The sequence below is a fragment of the Wolbachia endosymbiont (group A) of Icerya purchasi genome (assembly GCF_947251635.1).
Taxonomy (GTDB): domain Bacteria; phylum Pseudomonadota; class Alphaproteobacteria; order Rickettsiales; family Anaplasmataceae; genus Wolbachia; species Wolbachia pipientis.
Genome location: NZ_OX366357.1, coordinates 1,226,007 through 1,250,985, shown reverse-complemented (window position 1 = coordinate 1,250,985; position 24,979 = coordinate 1,226,007). Strand labels below are relative to the sequence as shown.

The 24,979-nt window shown below is 34.7% G+C and carries 23 protein-coding genes, 1 tRNA gene and 5 pseudogenes; 15 read left to right on the top strand and 14 right to left on the bottom strand.

Annotated elements, in window-relative coordinates; all coding sequences use genetic code 11:
- Positions 1-104: 104 nt before the first annotated feature.
- Together OPR17_RS06620 and OPR17_RS06615 are read right to left on the bottom strand one after the other, a co-directional pair.
- A pseudogene (locus OPR17_RS06620) lies at positions 105-975 on the bottom strand (IS982 family transposase).
- A complete protein-coding gene (locus OPR17_RS06615) occupies positions 938-1,111 on the bottom strand; it encodes a hypothetical protein (RefSeq protein ID WP_265021589.1) in 174 nt (57 codons plus the stop codon). Before OPR17_RS06615 ends, OPR17_RS06620 begins: the two are co-directional and overlap by 38 nt.
- 161 nt (positions 1,112-1,272) lie before the next feature.
- On the opposite strand from OPR17_RS06615, the gene OPR17_RS06610 reads away from it, so the two are divergent.
- The 3 genes from OPR17_RS06610 to OPR17_RS06600 all read left to right on the top strand — a co-directional run bounded on the left by OPR17_RS06610 (position 1,273) and on the right by OPR17_RS06600 (position 2,898).
- On the top strand, positions 1,273-1,683 hold the full coding sequence (locus tag OPR17_RS06610) for a DUF3168 domain-containing protein (RefSeq protein ID WP_265021588.1): 411 nt from the start codon (positions 1,273-1,275) through the stop codon (positions 1,681-1,683).
- Positions 1,658-2,047 carry a phage tail protein gene (locus OPR17_RS06605; RefSeq protein WP_265021587.1) on the top strand — a complete coding sequence of 130 codons (390 nt, stop codon included), beginning with the start codon at positions 1,658-1,660 and terminating at the stop codon, positions 2,045-2,047. The genes OPR17_RS06610 and OPR17_RS06605 overlap by 26 nt, the downstream gene beginning before the upstream one ends.
- Positions 2,048-2,112: 65 nt before the next feature.
- Positions 2,113-2,898 carry a hypothetical protein gene (locus OPR17_RS06600; RefSeq protein WP_265021586.1) on the top strand — a complete coding sequence of 262 codons (786 nt, stop codon included), beginning with the start codon at positions 2,113-2,115 and terminating at the stop codon, positions 2,896-2,898.
- A gap of 459 nt (positions 2,899-3,357) precedes the next feature.
- Here the strand turns inward: OPR17_RS06600 and OPR17_RS06595 are convergent.
- The 3 genes and pseudogenes from OPR17_RS06595 to OPR17_RS07665 all read right to left on the bottom strand — a co-directional run.
- Positions 3,358-4,218: pseudogene (locus tag OPR17_RS06595) on the bottom strand (IS256 family transposase).
- 65 nt (positions 4,219-4,283) lie between these two features.
- The gene (locus OPR17_RS06590; protein WP_265021288.1) at positions 4,284-4,580 is read right to left on the bottom strand and encodes a transposase; all 297 of its coding nucleotides are present in this window, start codon (positions 4,578-4,580) and stop codon (positions 4,284-4,286) included.
- A gap of 73 nt (positions 4,581-4,653) precedes the next feature.
- Positions 4,654-5,665: pseudogene (locus OPR17_RS07665) on the bottom strand (IS3 family transposase); the annotation flags it as partial.
- A 573-nt stretch (positions 5,666-6,238) separates the two neighbouring features.
- Between OPR17_RS07665 and OPR17_RS06570 the strand changes: the two are divergent.
- The 7 genes and pseudogenes from OPR17_RS06570 to OPR17_RS06540 form a co-directional block, all read left to right on the top strand.
- Positions 6,239-6,550 (top strand): annotated as a pseudogene (locus tag OPR17_RS06570) (nuclease/transposase family protein); the annotation flags it as partial.
- Between the two features lie 218 nt (positions 6,551-6,768).
- Entirely contained in the window at positions 6,769-7,716 is a 948-nt protein-coding gene (locus OPR17_RS06565; RefSeq protein WP_265021585.1) for a hypothetical protein, read from the top strand.
- 76 nt (positions 7,717-7,792) lie between these two features.
- A tRNA-Arg gene (locus OPR17_RS06560) sits at positions 7,793-7,870 on the top strand.
- 82 nt (positions 7,871-7,952) lie between these two features.
- A complete protein-coding gene (gene dnaJ / locus OPR17_RS06555) occupies positions 7,953-9,071 on the top strand; it encodes a molecular chaperone DnaJ (RefSeq protein WP_265021584.1) in 1,119 nt (372 codons plus the stop codon).
- A 208-nt stretch (positions 9,072-9,279) separates the two neighbouring features.
- Positions 9,280-10,914, top strand: a complete 1,635-nt coding sequence (locus OPR17_RS06550) for a ribonuclease J (RefSeq protein ID WP_265021583.1) — start codon at positions 9,280-9,282, stop codon at positions 10,912-10,914.
- Between the two features lie 5 nt (positions 10,915-10,919).
- The gene (locus OPR17_RS06545) at positions 10,920-12,182 is read left to right on the top strand and encodes a Tol-Pal system protein TolB (RefSeq protein ID WP_265021582.1); all 1,263 of its coding nucleotides are present in this window, start codon (positions 10,920-10,922) and stop codon (positions 12,180-12,182) included.
- A 29-nt stretch (positions 12,183-12,211) separates the two neighbouring features.
- Positions 12,212-12,337 (top strand): hypothetical protein, encoded by a 126-nt coding sequence (locus OPR17_RS06540; protein ID WP_265021581.1) that lies wholly within the window; start codon positions 12,212-12,214, stop codon positions 12,335-12,337.
- Between the two features lie 149 nt (positions 12,338-12,486).
- On the opposite strand, the gene gatC is transcribed toward OPR17_RS06540, so the two are convergent.
- From gatC to OPR17_RS06520, 4 genes and pseudogenes are all read right to left on the bottom strand, one after another.
- Positions 12,487-12,840, bottom strand: a complete 354-nt coding sequence (gene gatC, locus OPR17_RS06535) for an Asp-tRNA(Asn)/Glu-tRNA(Gln) amidotransferase subunit GatC (protein WP_015588776.1) — start codon at positions 12,838-12,840, stop codon at positions 12,487-12,489.
- A complete protein-coding gene (locus tag OPR17_RS06530; protein WP_265021580.1) occupies positions 12,830-13,756 on the bottom strand; it encodes a ribose-phosphate diphosphokinase in 927 nt (308 codons plus the stop codon). Before OPR17_RS06530 ends, gatC begins: the two co-directional genes overlap by 11 nt.
- A gap of 303 nt (positions 13,757-14,059) precedes the next feature.
- Positions 14,060-14,602: pseudogene (locus OPR17_RS06525) on the bottom strand (ankyrin repeat domain-containing protein); the annotation flags it as partial.
- A gap of 273 nt (positions 14,603-14,875) precedes the next feature.
- Entirely contained in the window at positions 14,876-15,778 is a 903-nt protein-coding gene (locus tag OPR17_RS06520) for a transposase (RefSeq protein WP_265021237.1), read from the bottom strand.
- A gap of 110 nt (positions 15,779-15,888) precedes the next feature.
- Between OPR17_RS06520 and OPR17_RS06515 the strand changes: the two genes are divergently transcribed.
- Complete coding sequence (locus OPR17_RS06515) at positions 15,889-17,595, top strand: ABC transporter ATP-binding protein (protein WP_265021578.1); 1,707 nt, start codon at positions 15,889-15,891, stop codon at positions 17,593-17,595.
- A 129-nt stretch (positions 17,596-17,724) separates the two neighbouring features.
- On the opposite strand, the gene OPR17_RS06510 is transcribed toward OPR17_RS06515, so the two are convergent.
- The 5 genes from OPR17_RS06510 to bioB form a co-directional block, all read right to left on the bottom strand.
- Positions 17,725-17,850 (bottom strand): hypothetical protein, encoded by a 126-nt coding sequence (locus tag OPR17_RS06510; RefSeq protein WP_007549126.1) that lies wholly within the window; start codon positions 17,848-17,850, stop codon positions 17,725-17,727.
- Between the two features lie 421 nt (positions 17,851-18,271).
- Positions 18,272-19,156: an IS982 family transposase gene (locus tag OPR17_RS06505; RefSeq protein WP_265021577.1), complete on the bottom strand. Its 885-nt coding sequence runs from the start codon at positions 19,154-19,156 to the stop codon at positions 18,272-18,274.
- Positions 19,119-20,315 carry a host RNA manipulator TomO gene (locus OPR17_RS06500; RefSeq protein WP_265021576.1) on the bottom strand — a complete coding sequence of 399 codons (1,197 nt, stop codon included), beginning with the start codon at positions 20,313-20,315 and terminating at the stop codon, positions 19,119-19,121. Before OPR17_RS06500 ends, OPR17_RS06505 begins: the two co-directional genes overlap by 38 nt.
- Positions 20,291-20,500: a hypothetical protein gene (locus OPR17_RS06495; RefSeq protein WP_265021575.1), complete on the bottom strand. Its 210-nt coding sequence runs from the start codon at positions 20,498-20,500 to the stop codon at positions 20,291-20,293. The genes OPR17_RS06500 and OPR17_RS06495 overlap by 25 nt, the downstream gene beginning before the upstream one ends.
- Positions 20,501-20,903: 403 nt before the next feature.
- On the bottom strand, positions 20,904-21,854 hold the full coding sequence (bioB, locus tag OPR17_RS06490; protein WP_406828663.1) for a biotin synthase BioB: 951 nt from the start codon (positions 21,852-21,854) through the stop codon (positions 20,904-20,906).
- 78 nt (positions 21,855-21,932) lie between these two features.
- On the opposite strand from bioB, the gene OPR17_RS06485 reads away from it, so the two are divergent.
- From OPR17_RS06485 to bioD, 4 genes are read left to right on the top strand one after another with little or no spacing between them, the layout of a single operon-like run.
- Positions 21,933-23,009 carry an aminotransferase class I/II-fold pyridoxal phosphate-dependent enzyme gene (locus OPR17_RS06485; protein ID WP_265021573.1) on the top strand — a complete coding sequence of 359 codons (1,077 nt, stop codon included), beginning with the start codon at positions 21,933-21,935 and terminating at the stop codon, positions 23,007-23,009.
- Positions 23,006-23,659 (top strand): alpha/beta hydrolase, encoded by a 654-nt coding sequence (locus tag OPR17_RS06480; RefSeq protein WP_265021572.1) that lies wholly within the window; start codon positions 23,006-23,008, stop codon positions 23,657-23,659. Before OPR17_RS06485 ends, OPR17_RS06480 begins: the two co-directional genes overlap by 4 nt.
- Positions 23,622-24,380, top strand: a complete 759-nt coding sequence (locus tag OPR17_RS06475; protein ID WP_265021571.1) for a methyltransferase domain-containing protein — start codon at positions 23,622-23,624, stop codon at positions 24,378-24,380. Before OPR17_RS06480 ends, OPR17_RS06475 begins: the two co-directional genes overlap by 38 nt.
- Positions 24,365-24,973 (top strand): dethiobiotin synthase, encoded by a 609-nt coding sequence (gene bioD, locus OPR17_RS06470; protein ID WP_265021570.1) that lies wholly within the window; start codon positions 24,365-24,367, stop codon positions 24,971-24,973. Before OPR17_RS06475 ends, bioD begins: the two co-directional genes overlap by 16 nt.
- Positions 24,974-24,979 lie beyond the last annotated feature (6 nt).

Sequence of the window (24,979 nt, the reverse complement as noted above, 5' to 3'; positions counted from 1 at the left end):
TATAATCTCATCGAAAACGTTGTAACCACTTTCCATGCTAGTTTGCTTGTTCACAAGCAAACTTTTCTGGATCCCAGTGTCTGGGCACTGGGATGACACCCTACTTACGCAAATTCTGGATTAAGGAAGGAAGTATAGGAAATAGAAGGCTTTTTGGATTTGATGGAATAGGAGATGAGAGTAGAAAAGATATGAACCAAGAAATCAACAGGGGATCTATGGCGAGTGTGTTCAATTTCTAGTCTATTTTTTAGGTAACCAAAAACAGTCTCAATGATAGACCTTTTTCTCAGTAAAATCTTCTCATTTAGCGAAATTAATGTATTTTTCATACCTTTTTTCACCTTGGTAACAAGTTTCAAACCTCGGTCAAACAGCTTCTGAAAAAGCTCTTTTGCAATATAACCTTTGTCACCAAACAAAAGGCCGGTTAATTTTTCCGTCAAATTTGGCACAGGTATCCTATCATCAACATTGTCTTTTGTTAGCGTAAGTGCATGAATTTCACCATTTTCATTGATTACCATATGTAATTTGAAACCAAAAAACCAGCCGTAAGTACTCTTGCTTAATTTTGCAATTCCAGCAAAAACTTTGTTTTTGGATATTCTTTTTGCATGACAAACTGCAATGGGAGTTGTGTCTATATATGAAATTCCAGTGTTTTCTGACTGTCCACAAAGCCAATGCAACAACATTGCTAAATGCCACAAAACCCTAGGCTTTAGAGCAACAAACCTGGTATATGAAGGCAACTTTGGAAACTCTGATTTGTAGAGCAACGTTAGGTAATGTAGATAGAAAGTTTTGAAATTTTTACACGGAGATTCAGGATTATTGTCATGATTTCAGAGTGCTCAATTTCCGTTGTTCTTGTGGGTTTTTTACCATTTGGCAGTAGTTTGCCTGCAAAATTTTCTCTATATCTCTGCAAAAATCATCGACCAAACAAAACAGTTTTGTTATATCTTCCATGGGTAACCTCATCTATTTTTTTATAATTGCTGAGTTTACCCTGTTTTCTGCCTTTTCTATTCTCCTTTAATCCAGAATTCGCGTCATAAGTGTTGAAAGTATCAAAAATAACGTGATATGAGATGATCAACGGCATGTAAATTACCTCCCGACAGTAAAACAATCGAACGTATAAAAGAGTCATTTAGATCCAATGTGAATTGCAGTAATGCTATTTTGAACCCATGTAGATTATTTTTGATTTTATAAACAAGAAATAACAAAGCCGTAATAATAATCATGTAAATATACACCTTCATGCCATTCATAGTATGGCTTAAAAAGTGCTTATATCCAAGATTTTGCTTTATAAACGCGAATTCTGATTTAAGGAAATATGTTACTAACATTTATGACTACTTACCTAAACAGGTCACCATTCCTTACCTGAGATTGCGTGTAGTGAATTATAATAACCTGCATATGCTGTCCAATTTTGCTACAAAGGCAAGATTTTCATGCGACATATATACTTATCATATAGACAGTATGTTTGCCATTATAAGGCATATTAACTTGATACTTAAGAGCATTGAAGGTTTTAGTAGTGAGGTCATTTTAGAAAGTAATTGTGCTATGGATCAGCACAATGAAATTTTACATTCAACAATTAATTTTGATATTTTAATAAAAGGAGGTGATAATGAGCAAATTACAGCTAAAAATTAAAGGTCATGACAATAATTTTATCGTGTTAAATAATATACGAAACCTAAGGTTTACTTTGCGTAATAACAGAGAAGAGGTAAAAGATATTTCTTCTTTTGGCTGGAGAAAAGTATTGGATTCTGCTGGAAGCAGACATATTACGATAAAAATTAATGGAATTTTAGACTCTGTATTAGCTGATGAATTATTACGTAATTCTGCTATGCTAAACTCTAATAATGATTATGAAATTAGTTTTAATGCTAAGGAAAATATAAGGCTTAGGTGTTCAGTTGAATTGTATGAGAGATATTATGATCCTGTTACTTTTGACAGCTTTACTGTAGTTTTAACTAGTGCTGAAGTTGTAAACGCTTTTCATTAATGTTAATTTAATTTTTTCATATACAATAATAACTGGTGAGAATTTTAACTAAATTAAAAAAAATCATGAACGACAAAGACCTTTTCGAGGAAGACAGTGATAATATTGAAGAAAATAACGATGACAAAAGAGAGAGAAGTTTGGAAAATGAAAATCAGTTAAATCAAGAAGAACAACACAAAGAGGAAGATAAACAATATATAATACAATATATTCAAGACTATTTAAAAGTTTTTGAGGATATTCTAAATCAGATCGACGAAGGAATCGATAATTTAGATAGTTACGAAAGGACTATGCAAATAAAGCGAAGCATAGACAGGCTCATAGAGACTTTATATAGTCAGGCTGCGTCTGAAGATATTGATGCAGAATTTGAAACTACCAAACACACTCGCGATAAATCAGAATCTATGAAAAGAGTTAGAGAGAAGAGAAGAAAGCAAGTGATAGAAGAAGTATTAAGTGGCATGTTTGCCCAGCAACAAAAGGAGCTAATGGACGCTAAACACTTAAGTCATGGACATGAAACAGCAAAAGATGGGGATGTCCACGAAGCAAAGGAAAAAGTGAAGTCTTCAATCAGGGGAGTGTTGTTTTCGGTGATTGCTCATAGGATGGATCCAAGAAGGAGGGCAGGGGAAACTGCTGACGATAACGAAAAGCAAGCTCATATACATGGCAGGGAAGCAGTTGGTGGAGCTTTAGGTGCATTGTTAAAAACGTTTTTAACAGCAGTTACTGCCGTTGTGCGCGAAATTGCTAAACCACTTCAGAAACAGGAAACATCTTTTGCAAAACAAGTTGAAGAAAGCAGAAACGCAGATTCACAAAAGGGTCGATCTGTGTAGGTTTCTCCTTGTAATAATCTTTCGATTCTGCTGTCTATTAATTCAAATTAGGGTTATAAAATTTTAGAAGCCAGCTCTTGTATAACCAATTTATAGCAAGAAATTACTATACAAAAATCAGCGTCCGTTAGAAAATAAACATAACACAGGGTGATAGAGTTGCCCCTATCCATAAGCGTCAGTTAAGCTCAAAATTGCAAGCTTAAAATATGGTTGAATAATTATTAATAATAGTATATAATTATTAACGTTTTTCAGGCATTTTTGTTATGGGTACGCCAAGTAAGCGTTTAGAATACAGTTGGTGAAAATCCAACTGACCTTACCCAGAAAAAGTGGAGAGAAAGTTTGGAATGTTTTTTACAAAAAGAATGATGCATCAAATTGTTCTGGAATGCAATAGTTAATAGTGACGTTGTTTGTTAGGGAATGTTCAAAAAAGTGTGTCAAACCGCATTTTTAGTTCAACTCAATTTTCAATCTATCAGGAAAGAAAATATCAAGTTGAGAGATAGTTAATGCCCAATCAGATATAGGCATCGTCCACTTTTCCTCTACCTTTTTTATAGCACAATATACCTGTTTGTACAAGGCATTTGTACTAGTAAATGAGCCCTTAGTTTTAGTGAATTTTCTAATCTGTCTATGCAACCCCTCAATAGGATTGGTAGTATAAATTAGCCTCCTGATTGGGCCAGAATACTTAAAATAGCCGGATCCAATTATTCTGCCACGATTTTACAACCAATGGGTACTTTTCTCCCCATTTTTCTTCTAGCTCAAGTAAGTAATTCTCGGCAATTTCTCTGCTTGCAGCACGATATATTTTTTCAGATCATTCATGAAAACTTTCACATCTTTGCTTGATACATATTTCAGTGAATTCCTTATCTGATGCACTATACATAGCTGTACTTCTGCTTTAGGAAACGCACTATTTATAGCTGCAGGAAAGCTTTTTAGCCCATCTACACATGCAATCAGAATATCTTCTACTCCTCTTTCTTTGAGGTCATTTAGCACTCCCAACCAAAAGTTAGCTCCTTCACTTTCAGCAAAATAAAAGCCCAAGACTTCTTTTCTGCCATTTTGGTCTATGCCCAATATATTGTACATACATTTACTTACGCAATGTCCATCCTCTTTGACCTTAAAGAACATCCCATCCATAAATACTATCGGGTATACTGATTGCAGTGGACGACTACGCCATTCATTTATTATAGGCAGTAATTTGTCGGTAATACTTGATATCTCTGCAACCGATATTTTGTGATCATAAATTTCCTCAACGTGTGACGCTATATCTCTATAGCTCATACCACTGGCAAATGTGCTCAAAATCTTCGTTTCAAGCTCTGGTTTGTTTGCCTTTTTTTGACTATTTACGGCTCAAAACTTCCTTCCCTATCTCTTGGCGTCAAAAGCTCAAATGAACCTGCACTTGTCCGTAAAGTCTTTCCATTTCTCCCATTTCTTCGATTATTTTCTTCGCTTTCAGCCAACAAGTGGTTTTCTATTTCACCTTCCAAACTTGCCTCCAGCAGCTTTTTTATAAATGGTGTTAATGCTCCGTCCCTTCCTGTCAACGGTCTTCCTTCTCGTATAGACGACAGGATATTTGTTTCCAACTCTTTATAATCTACCAATCCGGTAGTTCTGTTTACTACTTTCTGACTCATTGTCAAACCTCCATTTTTTTATATCAATTTATTACTTTTTTTCGGTTTGACACACTTTTTTGAACATTCCCTATTCAAATATTGCAGTTCTAGTTTGTTGAGCAGAGTGTTGTGAAGTATCAATAAGTATTTCTCTTTTCAATGAGCTAAAGAAGCTTTCTGCAACAGAATTGTCGTAACAACAGCCTTTGTTACTCATCTATATTGTTTACAGCTAAGAGATATTGATACCCTTGCGCAGTATATTGTGAACCTTGGTCACTGTGCAGCAGTAGATTTTTAACAGGTTTACGCCTATTAATGGCCATTAATAAAGAGTTCATAACCAATTGTTTATTTATTGCACTACTCATTAACTACCATACGTGAGAATTATTGCTGCCAAATATAGCCATCCCTCCTTGGTTTTGATGTAAGTAATCCCATACTTTATTTGGTTGATCAACAATAAAGTTTTGATCTAGTATATTGGGAGCTACAGCTCTATTATCTGTTTGTTGTTTTTTAATTTTAAACTTTCTTCTCAGTATAGCCCTGATGTCATTTTTCTGCATAATACTTTGCACCGTTTTTAAATTGCAACTTTTACCCAAAGCCTTCAATTCAGCATGAATTTTAGGAGCTCCATATCTACATTTAGAAACTTGATATATTTTTTGAATAGCTGCGAGTAGCTCTTTATTTGCTGATTCTCTACTGCTTATTTTCCTTGTGGTCCACTTATAGTAGCCACTAGCAGAAAATCCTACATAATTCCTGTACTTTATAGCAGTTACTATATAAAAAAATATTTTACTCTTTTTGACTGGCCAGGGCTTTTTTTTAAATGTCTCTTTCCCTTGTTACTCTTGCTAACTCTCTTTGTAAATCAAACCTCTCTTTGTCGTAAGGAGCCATGTTACCTCTACCTGGAAATGCTTCTGCTGCCGACTTTTTTCGTTGTGTTTCTTTATCCATTTTCCTAATAAACCACCCTTTATTCCCAAATCCTTTGCTGTTTTTGTAATTGTTTGACCTGCCTTTCTTTGTTCATTTGCCAGTTTAACAGCTTCCAATTTGAATTCTGCTGTATATTCTCTTACCATTTCTAATCCTCCAAAATTTTATTTTACCCAAAAAAACTCTTTTCTTTCTCTCCACTTTTTCTGGGTAAGGTCAGTCTTTAGGCACCCAAACAAAGGGAAATGCTGGATAAAAAGAAAATACTTTAAAAAGTATAATAACGATAACTGGCGTTTTATGACAAGTAACAAGATACATCTTATTATACACAGCGATCATGTTATTAAACGACATATCAAAGTGCAAAAAACCAGATCTCCATATGATGGTGATTGGGTTTATTGGGGTAAACGTCTGAGAAAGATACCAGATAAGCCATTAAGAGTAATAAAACTATTGAAGTTACAACAAAGTAAATGTGATAATTGTAGACTATGGTTTAAAAGTGATGATACAATAGAAATACATCACAAGGACCGGAATAGACGAAACAATATGATCAAAAACTTATCTTTGTTACATGGACATTGTCACGATGAATTACACAGGAGGTGTGCATGAAAAGCACCAAATTGGAGAGAAGCCGTATGAGGCGCAAAGTCTCACGTACGGTTTTGAAGTCGAGTGAGGAGGGGCGACCTTCTTCACTTAGACAACAGTATGCAGATGAAACTACAGATGAAGACCTAAGGAATATAGCAGAAAAATCACCAATAGTAAAGCTAGCATATGATGAGTTAGACAAGTTTTGCTGGAATGAGAAAGATTTAGTAGCATATGAAGAAAGAATAATGGATCTACGTAAGGAAGAAGCCATTCTTGAATACAAACTTGAGGAAGGTATAGAGAAAGGAAAAATCGAAGTTGCAAAAAATTTACTTAAAGCTGGTGTATCTGTTAATTTAATAGCTGAATCCACTGGCCTTTCTCAAGCTGAAATTGTACAGCTTAAGCAAGAAGTGGCCTAAGTATCACGGTTTTTAGGGCTTTTTTAGCTCGGCAGTGGTCTGAAAAGTCCATTTTTCACTTTATAAAATGTTTATATTTTACCACCTACTTTATTTGAATAAGTTCTTCTGCCACACTCTGAACGGATACTTGAATCAGGCTCAAGTTGACAAGTAGATGTTATCTTGTTATAATAAGTAAGTATTTATTAATTTAATCTTAACTTAAGAGGGTATTTATGGTAGCAGAAGATAGTGCTTTAAAAAGGTATGCGTTAGCCTATATAAAGAAATTAGGTAATAATAATATTGAAGGGTTTCTACAGTATTGTAATAATACACCGAATTTAACTTGGAGCAAGGAGAATTTTAACGATGTGTATAAAAGATTTAATGAGAATCAAAATTCAAGTTATGAACGCAGTACTAGAGAAAACAGAAGCCAGCGAAATAACGCAGGGAATAACCCACAACCTACAAGCTCTCAGACTACACATATACATGTACACAATAATAGAGGTTTAGACTTTTGGGATTATTTACTACTTAGCAACCTGTTTGGTGGTCATACTACGGTTAATAATATAACGAATATTAACAATGGTAATACCACTCATCAAGAGAAAAAAGAGAATAAAAAAGAATCAGAAGATAGTAGGAAGTTATTAGCTTTAGGTATAACAGTTGCAGTTGTGTGTGTTGCTTTCCATGCTGGTATGTGTTTTTGGTATAACAGCAGCAGAAAAACGGCTAGAAAAGAAGAAAAAATAGATTACCTGGATAATAAACTTAAGATGCTTAGGAATATAGAATTTGCGGTTGGCGCTGTTTCTTTGGCAGCTTTGGTAGCTTGTGCTGTTTACCCAGTCTTACCAGTGTGGGGTTTAGTTATCCTTGGTGTTAATTCTCTCGTATGTTTTGCTGGTGGTTTAGCTTTTCATATGAAGCATGAGAAAGAATCAAGTAATATTGAGAAGGTTGAAGAAGCGGTAGATAGCTATCTTAAACAAGTGCATGGTTATGGAGATTCTTCTCGTGATGCACCACCTCCTTACTCTCCTCAATATCCTAATACTACTCCAAGCGCTCCTCTTTACTTTCCTCAAAGCGCTCCTCCTTCTTATAGTGAATTTAATAGTTCTAATGTGGAACAGCAGTTTGGGAGTTATGAGGGGGTTCATGCGTGATAAAAATTAACAGTTTTATTTTTAGCCAAATTAATTGAATCAAGCCACAAAATCTGCTAAAGTTAACCTTATGAAAGCACCCTTAGCTCAGTTGGATTAGAGCATTTGACTACGGATCAAAAGGTCGGGCGTTCAAGTCGCTCAGGGTGCACCACATTTTATAGGAAACAGAAGTCACACTTGAAATTAATATATGTAATGCCTATCTTTAAAGGTTAAACACTAAACTATTATATATGAGCAAAAAAGACTACTATGATCTGCTGGAAGTAGGCAGAAATGCCAATATTGACGAGATAAAAAAAGCATATAAAAAATTAGCGTTAAAATATCATCCTGATAGAAATCCTGGCAATAAAGAAGCAGAGGAAAAATTTAAAGAAGTAACAGCTGCATATGAAGTTCTGTCTGACTCTGAGAAAAGGGCAGGCTATGACCGTTATGGCCACGAAGGTGCTTCTGGTGGATTTCAAGGCTTTAGCTCTGCAGGAGATTTTAGCGACATATTCAATGACTTCTTTGGTGGAGGATTCGGTGGTGGTGCAAGTAGATCGAGAGCAAAAAGAAGTACAACAGGAGTATCTGGAGCAGACCTACGTTATGATCTTGAAATTACCTTAGAAGATGCATTTAAAGGAATACAAGCGCCTATACATTATGTGACAAATGTAAAATGTGATACATGCCAAGGCACAGGTGGCGAAGGAGCAATTAAACCAGTTCAGTGCCACACATGCCAGGGAAGCGGTAGGATTAGAACTCAACAAGGCTTTTTTACCATCGAAAGAACATGTACTACATGCTATGGGGAAGGAGAAATAATACAAAACAAATGTAAGAAATGTGGTGGAAGTGGACGTAGAAGAGATGAAGTAAATATATCCGTTTCAATTCCAAAAGGCATAGAAGAAGGAGCTAAGGTAAGGATAAATGGTAAAGGAGAAGCTGGAACAAAAGGTGGAAAAAGTGGAGATTTATACGTATACGTGAAAATAATTTCCCATAAAATCTTTGCTAGAAATAAAGCAGATCTACACTGTAAAGTGCCTATAAGAATGACACTAGCAGTGCTTGGTGGTGAAATCGATATTCAATCAATTGATGGAGCTAAAATAAAAGTAAAGGTCCCTGAAGGCACTCAAACTGGTACCAAACTACGTTGTAGGGAAAAGGGTATGCCATATATGAACTCACATGCTCGTGGTGATTTATACGTACAGGTAATAGTTGAGACTTTAAATCCAAAAAATTTAACTAAAAAGCAAATTGAACTATTAAAAGCGCTTGAAGAAGAGGAAAATGCAAGTGTACAACAGCAATCTGAAGGGTTTTTTAGTAAAGTAAAAAAAAAATAAGAAATCTGCTAAATGACATAAAGGGGTAACTGTTTACGGGTTTTCATTTAATCCTGCAATTCTTTGACCTTATTAATGGAAAACTTAACAATAGTGTTATTATTAGCCAACAGAAACTTCTTAGTTCCTTAAAACTATGTAAAAGCAATAAATTTCTTTATTTAAGGTCGAAGTTTTGCTATTCTCAGGTTTTAATAATTTAAATTTAATGAATATAAACAAAAATGAGTTTTTATTTCTTCCGCTTGGGGGAGTAGGAAGAATCGGGATGAATGTTAGCCTATATCATTACCAAGGTAAGTGGATTATGATCGACCTTGGTGTTGGTTTTGCAGATGAAACTATGCCAGGTGTTGAGCTGCTCATTGCTGATATAGATTTTATTGCTCAAAGAAAAAAAGATTTACTTGGAATAATAATTACACATGCACATGAGGACCACTGCGGTGCAGTGCCCCACTTGTGGGAAGAGTTGCAGTGCTCCATATATACAACAAAGTTTACGGTTAATTTTCTTAAAGAGAAACTAAAAGAATTTCGATTGGAAGGTATAGTGCCTGTGAAAGAGGTAGACATAAATGGCAGCATAAATTTGGGTCCTTTTACCGTCGAGTTTATAAATGTAACTCATTCAATTCCTGAGGCAAATTCAATATTAATTAGCACTGAAATGGGTAGTGCACTCCATACCGGAGACTGGAAATTTGATCCAAAACCTGTTGTTGGATTAACTTCTAATATGGAGCGTCTAAAAGAAATTGGCGATAAAGGTGACCTGCTTGCAGCAATTTGCGATTCAACCAATATATTAAGCAAGCATCACCCTGAGTCAGAAGGTGAAATTTATAATAATATTTATAACATAATAAAGCGATCTAAAAAATTAGTTGCTGTTTCGCTATTTGCTTCAAATGTGGCACGAATTGAAACGATAAGCCAAGCTGCAAAAGCACTAAATAGAAAAGTAGTTTTACTTGGTAGATCTTTATGGAGAATAGTGAAAGTTGCGCAAGATAGTGGTTATTTAACTGATTCTCCTCAGTTTCTTGAAGCAAAGGAAGCAGTAAATTTTCCAAGGGAAGAACTGGTGCTACTTTGCACAGGTTGTCAAGGTGAGCCACTGGCAGCTACCGCAAGACTTGCTGCTAAGAGTCATCAAGCATTTAAAATGCAGCAAGGTGATACCATGATCTTTTCGTCAAAAATCATTCCTGGAAATGAAACTCGTGCGCACAACATGCTCAATGCCTTTATTGAGATGGGGGTAGAAGTTATTACTGAAAAAACAGAGCATGTTCATGCTTCTGGTCATCCAACAAGAGAAGAGCTAAAGGAAATGTATTCTTTAATAAAACCGAAGATGTCTATTCCAGTTCACGGCGAATATATTCACACGCATGCACATGTAAAATTTGCTAAAGAGTGCGGTGTGGTAAAAGCAATAATGATTGCACCAGGTGATATTGTTAATTTGGAGAACGGAGAAAAGTTTGATTCAATTGATGTTGACTACTTTGGTATTGATGGTATGTTGCTACGTCATCCGGAGAGCAGTGTTATAAAAATGCGTAAAAGAATGAGAGATGCCGGAGTTATTGTGGTAACAGCAGTTGTAAACAAGAAAAATAAATTGCTTGCTAAACCAAAAGTATTTGTACCTGGTGTTTTTGAAGTGCTAGAAGATGCAGCTACCATACAGAAAATTGTCAAGAAAGTTGAGTCGTTGTTTAGTTTGCAGCCAACAAAAAAAATTAAAAATAAGATTGAAAGTTCAATATTGAGTATCTTAAAGGAATATTTACTAAAAAGACCTATAATTGAGGTTCAGATAGAACAGGTATGAAATGAATGAAGCTATTCGCTCATCTGGTGTTATTTATTTCGTTATTTATTCCTTATTTTACAAAAGCTGCTTTATATGTTGATATAAAAAAAAGCAGTGTTGGTAACATTGGTCTTGTTGTATCTAAATGTACATGTAAAACAGCGTTGGAAAGCGAATTAAGCGAAAATATTGCAAAGGTAATAGGAACAAATTTATCTAATTGTGGCTTATTTAATGTAAAACGTGGCGCGGAAGCTGAATCTAAATCTTGGAAAAGCGATACTGTAGTCACAGTAAGTTTAAGCGAAATATCTGGTAGTGCATTAGAGCTATCATTTCGTTTATTTGACACTTTTACAAAAAGAGAATTACTTACTCAGTCAGTTGTTTTTCCAGCAAAAGACTGGAGAAAAATTGGTCACCTCGTTTCGGATGTGATACATGATAGATTAATTGGTGAGAAAGGGCACTTCAACACAAAAATCACGTATATCGCTGAAGAAAAAGATAGCAACTACAAATCTGTGCGTAAAATTGCTGTGATGAATCAAGATGGAAGTAATATAAAATACTTAACAAATGGCGATAGATTTGTGTCAACACCGAGATTCTCACCAAATGGAAAGGGTATTGTTTATATCTCGTACGCAAATGGTAAAAGTTATATAATATTAAAAAATTTAAAAGATAACACTGAATCAATAATCAGCGCATTTGAAGGAGTTGTTTCTGCACCAAGATTTTCTCCCGATGGTAAATCTCTTTTAATTTCCCACTCATTGGGTGGTGAAACGAATATATTATCTTTGGATTTAAGTAGTAAACGAACAAAAAAAATTACTAAAGGTTCAGCTATAAGCACTTCTCCCTCTTTTTCTCCAGATCAAAAGTATATGGCTTTTAGTTCTGATATAAGTGGAAGTCAGCAACTGTACGTTATCGATTTTACTAACAAAAGTAAAAAACCTAAAAGAATTAGTTTTGGAAGTGGAAGATATGCTACGCCTGTTTGGTCGCCAAAAGGAGATCTGATAGCTTTTACAAAGATTCAGTCAGGAAAATTTTACATAGGAGTTATGAAGCCAGATGGCAAAGAAGAACGTCTGCTTTCAGAGGGGCATAAAATTGAATCCCCGGCATGGTTACCAAATGGTAGAGAAATCATTTTTACAAGAACAGAATCACCAAGCAACTCTAAACTATATTTAGTAGACTTGGTAAAGAAAAATCAAAAAATGGTTTCCACTCCCACAAATGCTTCTTTACCGGATTGGTCTTATTTTTGAAAGTAGATTTATTGTATCTGTTCAGATGCATGGCTAATGCTGAAACAAAAATTCCAGTGCTCCCTTTCTTGTCATCCCAGTGCTTGACACTGGGATCCAGATTGGGCACTAAGTTGGTAAACACGAAAGCGGTTAATCCTCTACAACGTTTTTGATGGAACTGTGCAAAAGGACTGGATTCCAGTGTCAAGCACTGGAATGACACCCATTTGTTCCTATAGTTGTCTTTTCTCGTCTACCTTATTTTGCCACTCTGCTGAACAGATACGATCTATTATAGATTTGATATGAGCCTTATTTTACTTTAATCGCTTATAACCTTTGGCACTACGAAATACCCATGCTCAGGTTTTGTATTGGACAATATCTCTTTTTTAATGTTTTGAGAATTTATAACATCATCGCGTACATGAATGTCCTTGTCTATGCTGCCATAACGCATAGGAGAAACACCTTCAGTATTAACTTGCAATAAAGTATCATGTATCCAATCCAGCATTGTCAGTTCTTTGGAGTAGTGATCAATCTCGTCATTTGATAACTTAATCCTTACAAGCTGTGCAATTTTAAGCATTTCTTCTTTGGTAATTGTTATTTTTCTCTTATTTGCAAATTCTATTAGTGAAGTAATAACGTCTTCTGTTGACTTAGCTGGCATCTTTACCTCCTTGGATAAAGTGAGTTAAAATATCTACGACCGAAACAACTTCTATTTTATCAGTTTTTTCAAATTTGTGAAGTATGGTATCCGTAACCACTAATTTATCTAAAGAAGAGGAAGAGATTTTCTCAACTGCACTTCCTGAAAGCACGCCATGTGTGATGCATGAAATTACGGACTTTGCTCCGTGGCCTTTTAAAGCAAGAGCTGCATTACACAATGTTCCACCAGAGTCAACTATATCATCAACAATGACACAATTTTTATTCGCAACTTCTCCTATTATGTTCATTACTTGAGATGTGCCTGCTCTCTCCCTATATTTATCTACTACAATAATCTTATCACTTAACCCTATCTTGTACTTTTCCTCTAAAGTCTTTGCAAAAGCACGTGCTCTGCCAATTGCTCCAACATCAGGTGCAACAATTGCCAAATTTTCTGTGTGTATAGAGTCAACAAATGCTTCAAAGCAGTTCAAATTAGTTATCGGTACATCAAAGAATCCTTCAATTTGACTTGAGTGCAAATCAATAACTGCAACACTACTTGCACCTGCAGTTTGAATAAGATTTGCAACTAATTTAGCACTTAAAGCAGACTGCACATTATTGTTCTTGATAATTCTATCTTGCCTGCTATATCCATAATAAGGAATAATTACTACTATCCTTTTGGCTCCTAATCTATTTACTGCATCAATTATGAGCAGAAGCTCCATAAGGTTATCATTCACAGGGGGAGAAAGAGATTGTATTATATATACTTCTTGATTATATAGATCATTTGCTACTTCTACATTTACCTCACCATCAGCAAACTCTGACACCTGAACAGAGGATGGTTGAACATCTAGCCGGTTAACTACTGATTCCCCTAATTCCTTACTAGCATTACCTATTATTATCTTCATAACGCACTAATTGAGTTTTTAAGATTATACAGAAATTGTGAAATAATTGAAATGTAAGTGTCTTTATCTAGCATTCTTGTCGGTGAATTAGGTACCTCTTGTACAATGACCTGTCATTTTCACGCGTTGTTTCAATATACAGACCCAAATTGAAACAACTATACAAAATCCTGCTTATGTTTCAAGATAAATGACTTTAATGAAATATAATTTATCTAGTCATTTGTATCTGCTAACATACTACACTTCCCATTGTAGAGCCTCTGCAACTTACTGAAATTTATAATCGCTTTATAAAAAGCTTTATACTCTTTGCTTAATTGGAGGTGCTACCTCTGCACTTTCTGCTCTGTCTAGGGTACTACTTGGTTTTTCTGCAGTAATTTTTTGAATGCTACCATCTACCTTATTCTTGATATCTGCTCCATATGATCTTAATACTTCAATAGCTTTCTCGTTTCCACTATTCAGCGCAATATCCAAAGCATCCATTCCATCATTATTTTTGTGGTTGATAAAATTCTCTAACTCAAAGATTTTTATATATTGCTCAATGATGAATTCTACCACTTTTCCAGGGCAATTATTAGCGGCAGGAAAGAGTACTGCATTGTTATTATTATCTTTCTTTGTTACATCTGCTTTGATCTTGTCTATCAAATACTTGATAATTTCTATTCTGCTATCATCTTCTGCTTCAGTGCACTGCCTAGCAGCTAAAAACAGAGCTGTTCGCCCATTATTGTCCACATCTTCGATACTTTGCCCCTTATCAATTAAGGCTTGTATTATATTTTTATTCCCATACAAAGCAGCAAAGTGAAGAGGAGTATACCCATAAGTGTTGAAAGTATCAAAAATAACGTGATATGAGATGATCAACGGCATGTAAATTACCTCCCGACAGTAAAACAATCGAACGTATAAAAGAGTCATTTAGATCCAATGTGAATTGCAGTAATGCTATTTTGAACCCATGTAGATTATTTTTGATTTTATAAACAAGAAATAACAAAGCCGTAATAATAATCATGTAAATATACACCTTCATGCCATTCATAGTATGGCTTAAAAAGTGCTTATATCCAAGATTTTGCTTTATAAATTTAAAGAACACTTCTATATCCATCTGCGCCTATATAGCTCTGTTACTTCATAAGCTGGCATTTCAAACAAGTTTGTCAAAAACCATATTTCATCTCCAATTTTATTTCTGATTTTTATTAGCCGTAGATCATGCTTTTCTGCCACTTTACCTCGTGCACGATAAAGATTAACTATTATATCTTCTAAAATCTCTGATCCATCCGATTTTTGTTCTCTTATAACTTTGTTCCTGCTTATAACATCATGTTTTCTTCCTACTTTAACTCTTGTGATAAATTTGTACTCCTTTTCATCAAATTCGGCAAAAGTTCCAACTTTTCTGATTCCTCTATCAAATAATAAAATATCCTCTTTTTCAACTTTAGCTTCATTAATTGCTCTCACTAATGCCATATCTTCACTACTTTCTTCTTGTCCTTTACAAAATCTTATACTTGTCGGCAATTGATCCTTTAATCCTACACTCACTTTAACTTGACTGTCGTTACTTTTACCGCCTATTTTTAGCCCATCTTTTATGAGATATCCCGATAAATTTATGATCGTCGAATCAAACTTATGTAAGTTATTTGATGTTTTTTGGGGTAATAGCTTTTTAATCTTGCTCATCAAATCAATATATACTCCCTTAAAATATTCTGGATTTATAACTTTTAACCTTTTTGACAAACCACTGTATGTTACTGTACTTTTATCGCTATTCTTATCCATTATACACCTGTCTATTACCATTTCTAGCGCTCTTAGGCTTGTTTTTTGCCCCATTAATATTAACTTCATTAGACCTTTAAATATAATCTTGCCCAACAATTTAGTATTACATTTATCTACTTCACTTAATTTTCCTAGCCTTTCTAAATCCTCATCTTTTATTAAATTTAGTACTCTTTCTATTTGATCCATTATTGCCTCCATTTTCTTGCAATAATAGTTCTTTATGTCTTTTTTGTGTTACTTTCAACACTTATGCCCCTTTCCCCTGAAACTAGAATCTATATACTTAACTTTAGAAACTTTAAAATACGATGCGATCTAATATTAGGCAGTTATTTTACTATATAAAGCCTAATCTATCTTATTTCATCGTAGCTTTTATTGCAGTTTTATTTTCAGCTTTAACGATCCTCCTCTTTGGCAGAGGCTTAAGTAACATCATTGATTCTGGCGCAGAGCACGATTTTACTACCAAACTATTAGTTGCAATACTTATAGTTTTAGCCATTTCTCTCACTGCATTTACTCGGTTATATTTCATTGGCATTGGCAGCGAGAAAGTTATCGCAAGAATCAGATATGACTTATATAGCAGTATCACTAACTTGCAACCAAGTTTCTTTGAGAACACAGGCGTACAAGATGTTATCTCAGCGTTAGTTACTGATACATCTGTGTTGCAATCAATAATAAACAGCAGCTTACTAACCATATTACGAAATTTTGTGATTCTGATTGGTAGTGTTGCTATGTTATTGTATACAAATATACAACTAACTGCGTATGCAGCCGCAATAATACCTATACTACTCATTATCATGACCTCACTTGGAAAAAAAGTGCGTAGCTATGCACGCTTTGCCCAGGATAAATTAAGTGAGCTCGCGTCATTTAGTGAGGAAAATTTTAGATCTATAGTGACTATCAAATCGTTTGTACTCGAAGAAAATGAAAAAAACCGTTTTAAGGAGTATTTAAACTCAGTATCAAAATCATACGTAAAATTAGTACTCTTGCGTGCTATTCTAGTAACTCTAGTTATCACGTGTGTGATAGGTTCACTAGTTGTTTTGCTCTTTTTTGGTATTAAAGAAGTCTTAAGCAATAATATAACTATTGGAAAACTCTCCTCATTTGTGTTTTATTCAGCGCTCGCAGCAGGAGCTATAAATAATTTGAGCGATAATATCAGTGATTTACAACGAGGTCTTGGAATAGTAGAGCGTTTATTTGAATTTAAAAATATGAAAAGCTCTATAGCAGATCCCGATGATCCTATAAAAATTTGTAGTGTTCAAAAGGGAATTTCGTTTAATGGTGTAACATTTTTTTATGCTGATAAGCCAGCATTAGATAACGTATCATTTTCTATAGAGGCAGGTCAAGCAGTATCAATTGTTGGACCATCTGGCAGTGGTAAAAGCACCATTTTAAAGCTTCTGCTCCGTTTTCATGATCCAAACAAAGGTAGCATTACTATCGATGGGCACAATATTAAGTCAATTGCGCTAAATGACCTCAGATCGTTGTTTGGCTTAGTGCCACAAGATCACATGATATTTTCTTGCTCAATAATGGAAAATATACTATATGGCAAACCAGGTGCCGAATATGAGGAAGTGAAGCAAGCAGCCATCAGCGCTTATGCGATGGAATTTATTGATAAGCTGCCTGATAAATTTGATACATTTGTAGGAAAAAGAGGATTAAAACTTTCTGAAGGACAAAAACAACGTATTGTAATAGCAAGGGCCATACTCAACAATCCTCAGGTTTTAATACTGGATGAAGCAACCTCTGCCCTTGATTATAAAAGTGAGAACCTCGTGCAAAAAGCATTGAGCAAGTTAATGCAAAACAGAACAACAATCGTAATTACACACAGGCTATCAACCGCACTTAAAACTGACAAGATTATAGTAATTAATCATGGAAAAGTAGAAGAAGTAGGAACTCACAACTCTCTAATAAGTAAAGACGGGCTGTATGCAAAACTGGCGAAGATACAGTGGAATTGAAAGAAAATTTAAAACATACCGTTAGTTGATATGCTAGATTTATAATTAAAATTATTAAATTTTTAATTATTTTAATTTATAATAATCTCATAGTATTTTTTAAAGGATCATTATGGTTTATAATTATAGTCATTTACCAAAACTACCATGTACAGCTTTTAATTCGCCAGCATCAGTTTCACCAACACCAGTATCGAACTGTGCACAAGCTTGTGCACCTGCATACGCACCTTGTGCTACTAATTCGTGCCACAATCATTTTAACTCATATCATAATTATTATGACACATGTCATAATCCTTGTGATGAATTTGGGTTTCTTTGTTAGAAGATTGTTTTTAAACAACTCATAAACGCACGTATAGCTAGACGTGCTTCCAAGAGCACATGGGAACCCATGTGTTTCATGTTTTGCTTGAGAAGATAAGCGATTGTTATTCACAGTAACCATATATTACAATTTATTTCAGCAACACGACTAATTTGACTACTGACAGCTTCTTCTTGGAATCTTATCATTATTCTACCATAGTAAAACTTTTAACTCTAATATCTGCTACATTAAAGTCGTATTTTGAAATGTACTGTAAGTTAAGGATTTTGTATATGCTAATTTTAGCCTTAAAATTATTAAATCATTAACTTTTTTATCCTATAATAATCTAATAGTTGCTTTTTAAAACGCAAATTCTGGATTAAGGAAGGAAGTATAGGAAATAGAAGGCTTTTTGGATTTGATGGAATAGGAGATGAGAGTAGAAAAGATATGAACCAAGAAATCAACAGGGGATCTATGGCGAGTGTGTTCAATTTCTAGTCTATTTTTTAGGTAACCAAAAACAGTCTCAATGATAGACCTTTTTCTCAGTAAAATCTTCTCATTTAGCGAAATTAATGTATTTTTCATACCTTTTTTCACCTTGGTAACAAGTTTCAAACCTCGGTCAAACAGCTTCTGAAAAAGCTCTTTTGCAATATAACCTTTGTCACCAAACAAAAGGCCGGTTAATTTTTCCGTCAAATTTGGCACAGGTATCCTATCATCAACATTGCCTTTTGTTAGCGTAAGTGCATGAATTTCACCATTTTCATTGATTACCATATGTAATTTGAAACCAAAAAACCAGCCGTAAGTACTCTTGCTTAATTTTGCAATTCCAGCAAAAACTTTGTTTTTGGATATTCTTTTTGCATGACAAACTGCAATGGGAGTTGTGTCTATATATGAAATTCCAGTGTTTTCTGACTGTCCACAAAGCCAATGCAACAACATTGCTAAATGCCACAAAACCCTAGGCTTTAGAGCAACAAACCTGGTATATGAAGGCAACTTTGGAAACTCTGATTTGTAGAGCAACGTTAGGTAATGTAGATAGAAAGTTTTGAAATTTTTACACGGAGATTGTTGATATAGCAGGATTATTGTCATGATTTCAGAGTGCTCAATTTCCGTTGTTCTTGTGGGTTTTTTACCATTTGGCAGTAGTTTGCCTGCAAAATTTTTCTCTATATCTCTGCAAAAATCATCGACCAAACAAAACAGTTTTGTTATATCTTCCATGGGTAACCTCATCTATTTTTTTATAACTGCTGAGTTTACCCTGTTTTCTGCCTTTTCTATTCTCCTTTAATCCAGAATTCGCGTTATTAGTATATCGTTTGCACAAGTATTCAACGACAGATATGTGTTCTTGGCTTATTGCAGTTTCTAACAAAGTAACAAAACTTTTTCTTAACAGATCTTTTTTATCCGTATTATTAATATATCCTTCAAATGCACCTAGCACTATCATGATAAATTCTTCATTTTCGATCAGAGATGCTGTTTCAAGCACACCATACAAAAGATCAGGATTACTTGTTTTTAATGCTCGTGCAAGATCTTTTAAGATGAATTCAACAAAAACTGTGTCTAATAAATTTCGTTCTTTTCTTAATGCTATAGCTGAGAAGAAGCTAATCTTATTAGGTTCAATAAATTGTATAGCCTGATCTTTTAATGCTCTATAAATCCAATCGGTACCACGGAACTTTTCTATAAAAGCTTCAATATATTTTTGACCACCGACAAGTAAAGATAAAAGACTCAAATTTCCTTCAGCAAAAAGTATGCCCTGATATTGTTCTATCAGCTTATCATTAGCTGCAATTGCCATTAATACCAATTCTTTTACTAAATAATCACACTTGAAATTCTCCTGATCAAAATTATACCGTGATAGTATATTTGAGTATATATGCTGGTGATCCCTTCTATCTCGTAAATCTAAATTAAGTTGTTGCTCACAAAAACTCTTTAAATTTACATTGTCCAGCGTAATATATCTGCCTTCATAATTTTCAATATTTTGTATAACCCTGCCTAGTTCTTCACAATCATCTTCCCGTATAGCTTGATTTAAGATATTGATTATTTCAGTTAAAGTTAAATTTTTAGGAATAATGTCATATGAATCTTCATCTTTCGACTCTACGGTAAATGATCTATCACAACTATCAGGAAAGTTTGTAAGTATTGCATTCTCTAGACTCAGATCTTCAGGGGGTGTATCACATAGATTAGCTTGTATCTCTTGATTTTTGCCATCTAAAACTTCAAGCTCTTCCTTTTCTTCAATGCCTGAATCTCCAGAATAGCGACGATCTTTGGTTATTTCTTGATTCTCTTCTGTGCCCAAATTAACCCAACTTGAATCTAGAGAGTCAGTTTGATTAACCATATCTTATCTCCTACTAATAACCAATTAAGTATAGCACCAAACAATAATCTTCCCAAGCAAATCATTAATTCCTTGACAAATAGGCTATCATTATCATCCATCTCTCCGCCTTCCACGATACAAGCAATATTTTTTGAATGAGCATTTTTTAGGTAAAATATTGCAATAACTAGTAGCAACAACAATTTAATTATTTACTTGTCCAAAAATCTAAAAAAGTACGTATATTTGTGAGAATAAGTTGCGCAAAAACGGGGTTGTGAAAATAAAAACGAAAAATTGTTGCAACAAAGTTAGGCAAAACAGTTCGTATGTAGATATGGATAAAATGGGCTAATATGGGTAGTTTTAGCGTATAGCAAAATCACTATATTAAAAAGTTCGTATGTATTACGTGGTAGACCAACTAATCTCAAGACGAACGATTCTCACGCTTGCTGGTTTTGGTTGCTAAACATGGTTATATTATTTAAATTATTAATGATATATACTACTAAATTAATAGCAACTTATCTGAGGATGGAAAGAAAATTTGAGGCAAATTCATAGTAAAAATAGATCTTTTTTTCTGTCAATGCAGAAATTCCTTTAATGTTCTATGTGTAATTTTTGTAATCCCAATCTTTGAAATAAATAATTGTCTTGTTCAGGTACTGGATTTTGAGCTGTAAATAGCTTTTCACCATAAAAAATTGAATTGGCACCAGCAAGGAAACATAATGCTTGCAGTTCATCCGACATTTTCTCTCGCCCAGCAGATAAGCGGATGTAGGACTTTGGCATAATAATTCTGGCTATTGCGACAGTACGAACAAAATCAAACGGATCAACATCAGCCACATTCTCAAGAGGAGTTCCAGGAATTTTTATCAGCATATTAATTGATACTGACTCTGGAGGATCATTCAAATTAGCAAGAAGAACTAACATCTTTATTCGATCTTCGTTAGTCTCACCCATGCCAAGAATGCCACCACAACAGACCTTAATGCCAGATGCACGTACGTATTCTAATGTCTTCAAGCGATCTTGAAAAGTACGCGTAGTTATGATCTTATGATAATATTCTTCGGATGTATCAATATTATGATTATAAAAATCTAAGCCGGCTTCCTTTAACATATTAGCTTGGTAATCTTTTAACAGCCCAAGAGTCACACACGTTTCAAGACCCAATTTTTTCACTTCTCTAATCATTTCGCAAACAACTTTTAAATCTTGATCACGTGGACCACGCCAAGCTGCTCCCATACAGAAACGAGTACTCCCAGCCTTTTTTGCACATTCTGCTGCTTCAATTACCTCGGCAACTTCTAACAAAGGCTTTTTCTGCAAACCAGTGTTGTAGTGTGCTGACTGGGGACAGTAAGAACAATTTTCTGGGCAGCTACCTGTCTTAATACTTAAAAGCGTACTAATTTGCACTTCACTAGGATTAAACTGCTTTCTATGTTCTGTTTGTGCTGTATAAATTAGTTCAGGAAACGGAAGATTAAAGATTTGTTTTGCCTTGGCAAAGGTCCATTCTTCTGTCATGATCTAGGCTCCTTCTCGGTAAATAGATTGTTATATAATAAGTATTGTAATACATTACAAAGTAAAGGGAAATATCGACAGTTGCCAAAAACTATCCTGGGAAGCTTCATCGATTTTTCTACCAACGATTACCTTGGCCTAAGTCAGTCAGAAGTACTGTTTGATGCAGCAAAGCTCTCTGGAGCACAGTTTGGAGTAGGATCCACTGGTTCTCGGTTGCTCTCAGGTAATAAAAAAATATTTGAAGACCTTGAGAAGAGGATTGCCCAAGACAAAGGAACTGAGTCGGCTCTTATCTTCAATTCAGGTTTTCAGGCCAATATAACTGTTCTTGCAAGCCTACTTAATCAATCAGTGCTTGGTGACAAACCTATTGTTTTTTTTGATAAGTTAAACCATGCAAGCTTATATCAAGCTGTATTTTTGAGCAACGCTGAACTCATACGATATCAACACAATGATGCAGATCACTTAAGTAATTTACTTACAAAATTCAAAAATGACTTAAGACCAAAGTTCATTGTTACTGAAACAATCTTTGGTATGGATGGAGATATTGCGCCAATAGAGAAAATTTTTGCTCTGAGTAAAGAACATGAAGCTTTTCTATATTTAGATGAAGCACATGCAACAGGTATTATTGGTCATAATGGGTATGGCTTATCCTCCAGCATTAATCTTCAGGAAATTCCACATTTAATCTTAGGCACTTTTAGTAAAGCCCTGGGGTGCTTTGGTGCGTATGTTGCTTGTTCCAATGTTATAAAGAATTACCTAATCAACAAATGTCCAGGGTTTATCTATTCAACCTCTCTTTCCCCAATGGTAATTGGTGCAGCAGCCAAGGCTTGGGATTTAGTACAACATCTTGCTGATCAACGTCAAGCTTTATCTTTTAAAGCTGCAAATTTAAGAAACAATTTGCAAAATCTTGGATTTAATACAGGTGATTCAGCTACACACATTATACCAATAATTCTAGGTGATGAGAATACTGTAATGAGTGCAAAAGAAAAGCTTTTGAAACAAGGGTTGGTTGTTTCTGCTATACGTCCACCTACTGTTCCTCCTCAAACGTCAAGGTTGCGCATTGCACTAAGTGTGAATCACACTGAAAGTAACCTAGACCATTTAGTACATGCTCTTCAGCAAATATGAACTATCGCTTTGTGTTTTGTCATGGGTGGGGGTTTGATCATAAGTTTTTCCAGCCTCTTATAAATGAATATTTCTCTCAAGTTCCCTACCATTGTTTGGATCTTGGTTATTTTGGAGAAGAAAATCTTGACTTACCAGAAGATAGTACATTTACTGGTGTTGGCCATTCCCTTGGACTGATAAAGCTAGCTTCCTTAAATGTAAAGTTTAACGCACTTATCGGCATACAAGCTTTTACCAATTTTTTGGGATTTAATTTGCGTTTACACAAAAAACGCAAGTTAGAGTTAAAAGCAATGACACAGCACTTTCAAATGGATCCAGTAGATACCCTGATATCCTTCCATAAAAGATGCGGTGTAAACTACAACTCTTTTAATCGGTTGAATAAAGCAAAACTAATGCAAGATTTAGAGCTACTCACCACAGTACATCAGCTACCACACATACCACTATTAATATTAGGTGCAACAAATGATACAATTGTACCCCAGGAACTTATCTATGATAACTTCAATAAAGATGTTAAAGTTGTTATGCATAGCAGAGGTTACCATAATCTAGGTTTACGTGAATGTTATTTTGTGTACGAGCAAATTATAAGTTTTTGTAATGGAATTACAAAAGAGATATATACAGGACAATTTTAGCAGAGCAAGCTCGTCTTATGATAATGTAGCTTTTGTCCAAAAAGAATGTGCTGCAAAACTAGTCGGTTTATTAAAAAGTTATCTTCCTGGATTTTACCCACGCTCTATTTTAGATTTGGGAACAGGTACAGGCTATGCTACAGAGGTTTTGTTTAGTTTGTTTCCACAGAGCAAATTTATTTTAAATGATATATCACCTAATATGCTGGCAAAAACAAGAGAAAAGTTAGTAGGGTATAAAAAGGTTGAATTCATCTTAAGTGACATGGAAACGCTAAATCTTAGTTTCCACGACCTTGTCATTTCAAACCTGGCACTTCAATGGGTGTGCAATTTAAAAAAGATGATAAAGAAATCATACAATAGTTCAAATGTCTTTGTTTTTTCGTGTTTACTAGATGGTACATTCAGTGAATGGACTAAGATTTTCATGAAATCCTCATTACCTGTACCAACTTATCAGTATCCATCTAAACAAGAATTAGAAAGTTATCTACTTCACCTAGAGCCAAAAAGGTATTTTTTCGATTCGCAAGAATTTATATTGTGTTTTCCAAGTGCAAGTGAATTTATCAGATATCTCAAAAATTTGGGAGCAAATTTAAGTAGTCAGACAATTCCTCTGCCTGGCCTAAGGAAGGTAGTTCAAACCTATACTGGCAAGATTCATGTTACCTATAAAGTATTTTTTGGAGTTTTAAGTAGATGCAGATCTTTGTAACAGGAACAGATACCGACATTGGTAAGACTACCGTAAGCAGCTGGCTCTGCTTACACACTGGGTATTCGTATTTCAAACCTATCCAAACTGGAAGTATTCTAGGTACAGACAGCCATCAAATAAGCAATTTGACTAACGCCAATGTTTATAAAGAAAATTTTGTTTATAAAAGACCTCTATCTCCTCACTTGGCAGCGTTACTAGAGAATGATAGCATTAATATCGATAGGATTAGCTTGCCCAAAGCACGTAACTTAATCATAGAAGGTGCTGGAGGAGTTTTAGTTCCAATCAATAAAACCTTACTAATGGTTGATTTAATCAAAAAACTTGCCACTCCAACAATTTTAGTTGCAAGGTCTACACTTGGCACAATTAATCACACATTACTTAGTTTAGGAGCCCTACGTGCTAGAAATATTCCTATTTTGGGGGTGATCTTAAATGGACCACCTAACCAAGATAATCTTGAAGCAATAGAATTTTATGGTAGAGTACAGGTATTAGCATCAGTACCCAAACTACAGCAGGTCAATATGGAACGTTTAATGCAAATACCACTCTCAAATCGATTAAAAGCTATTTTTAGTTAAACAACT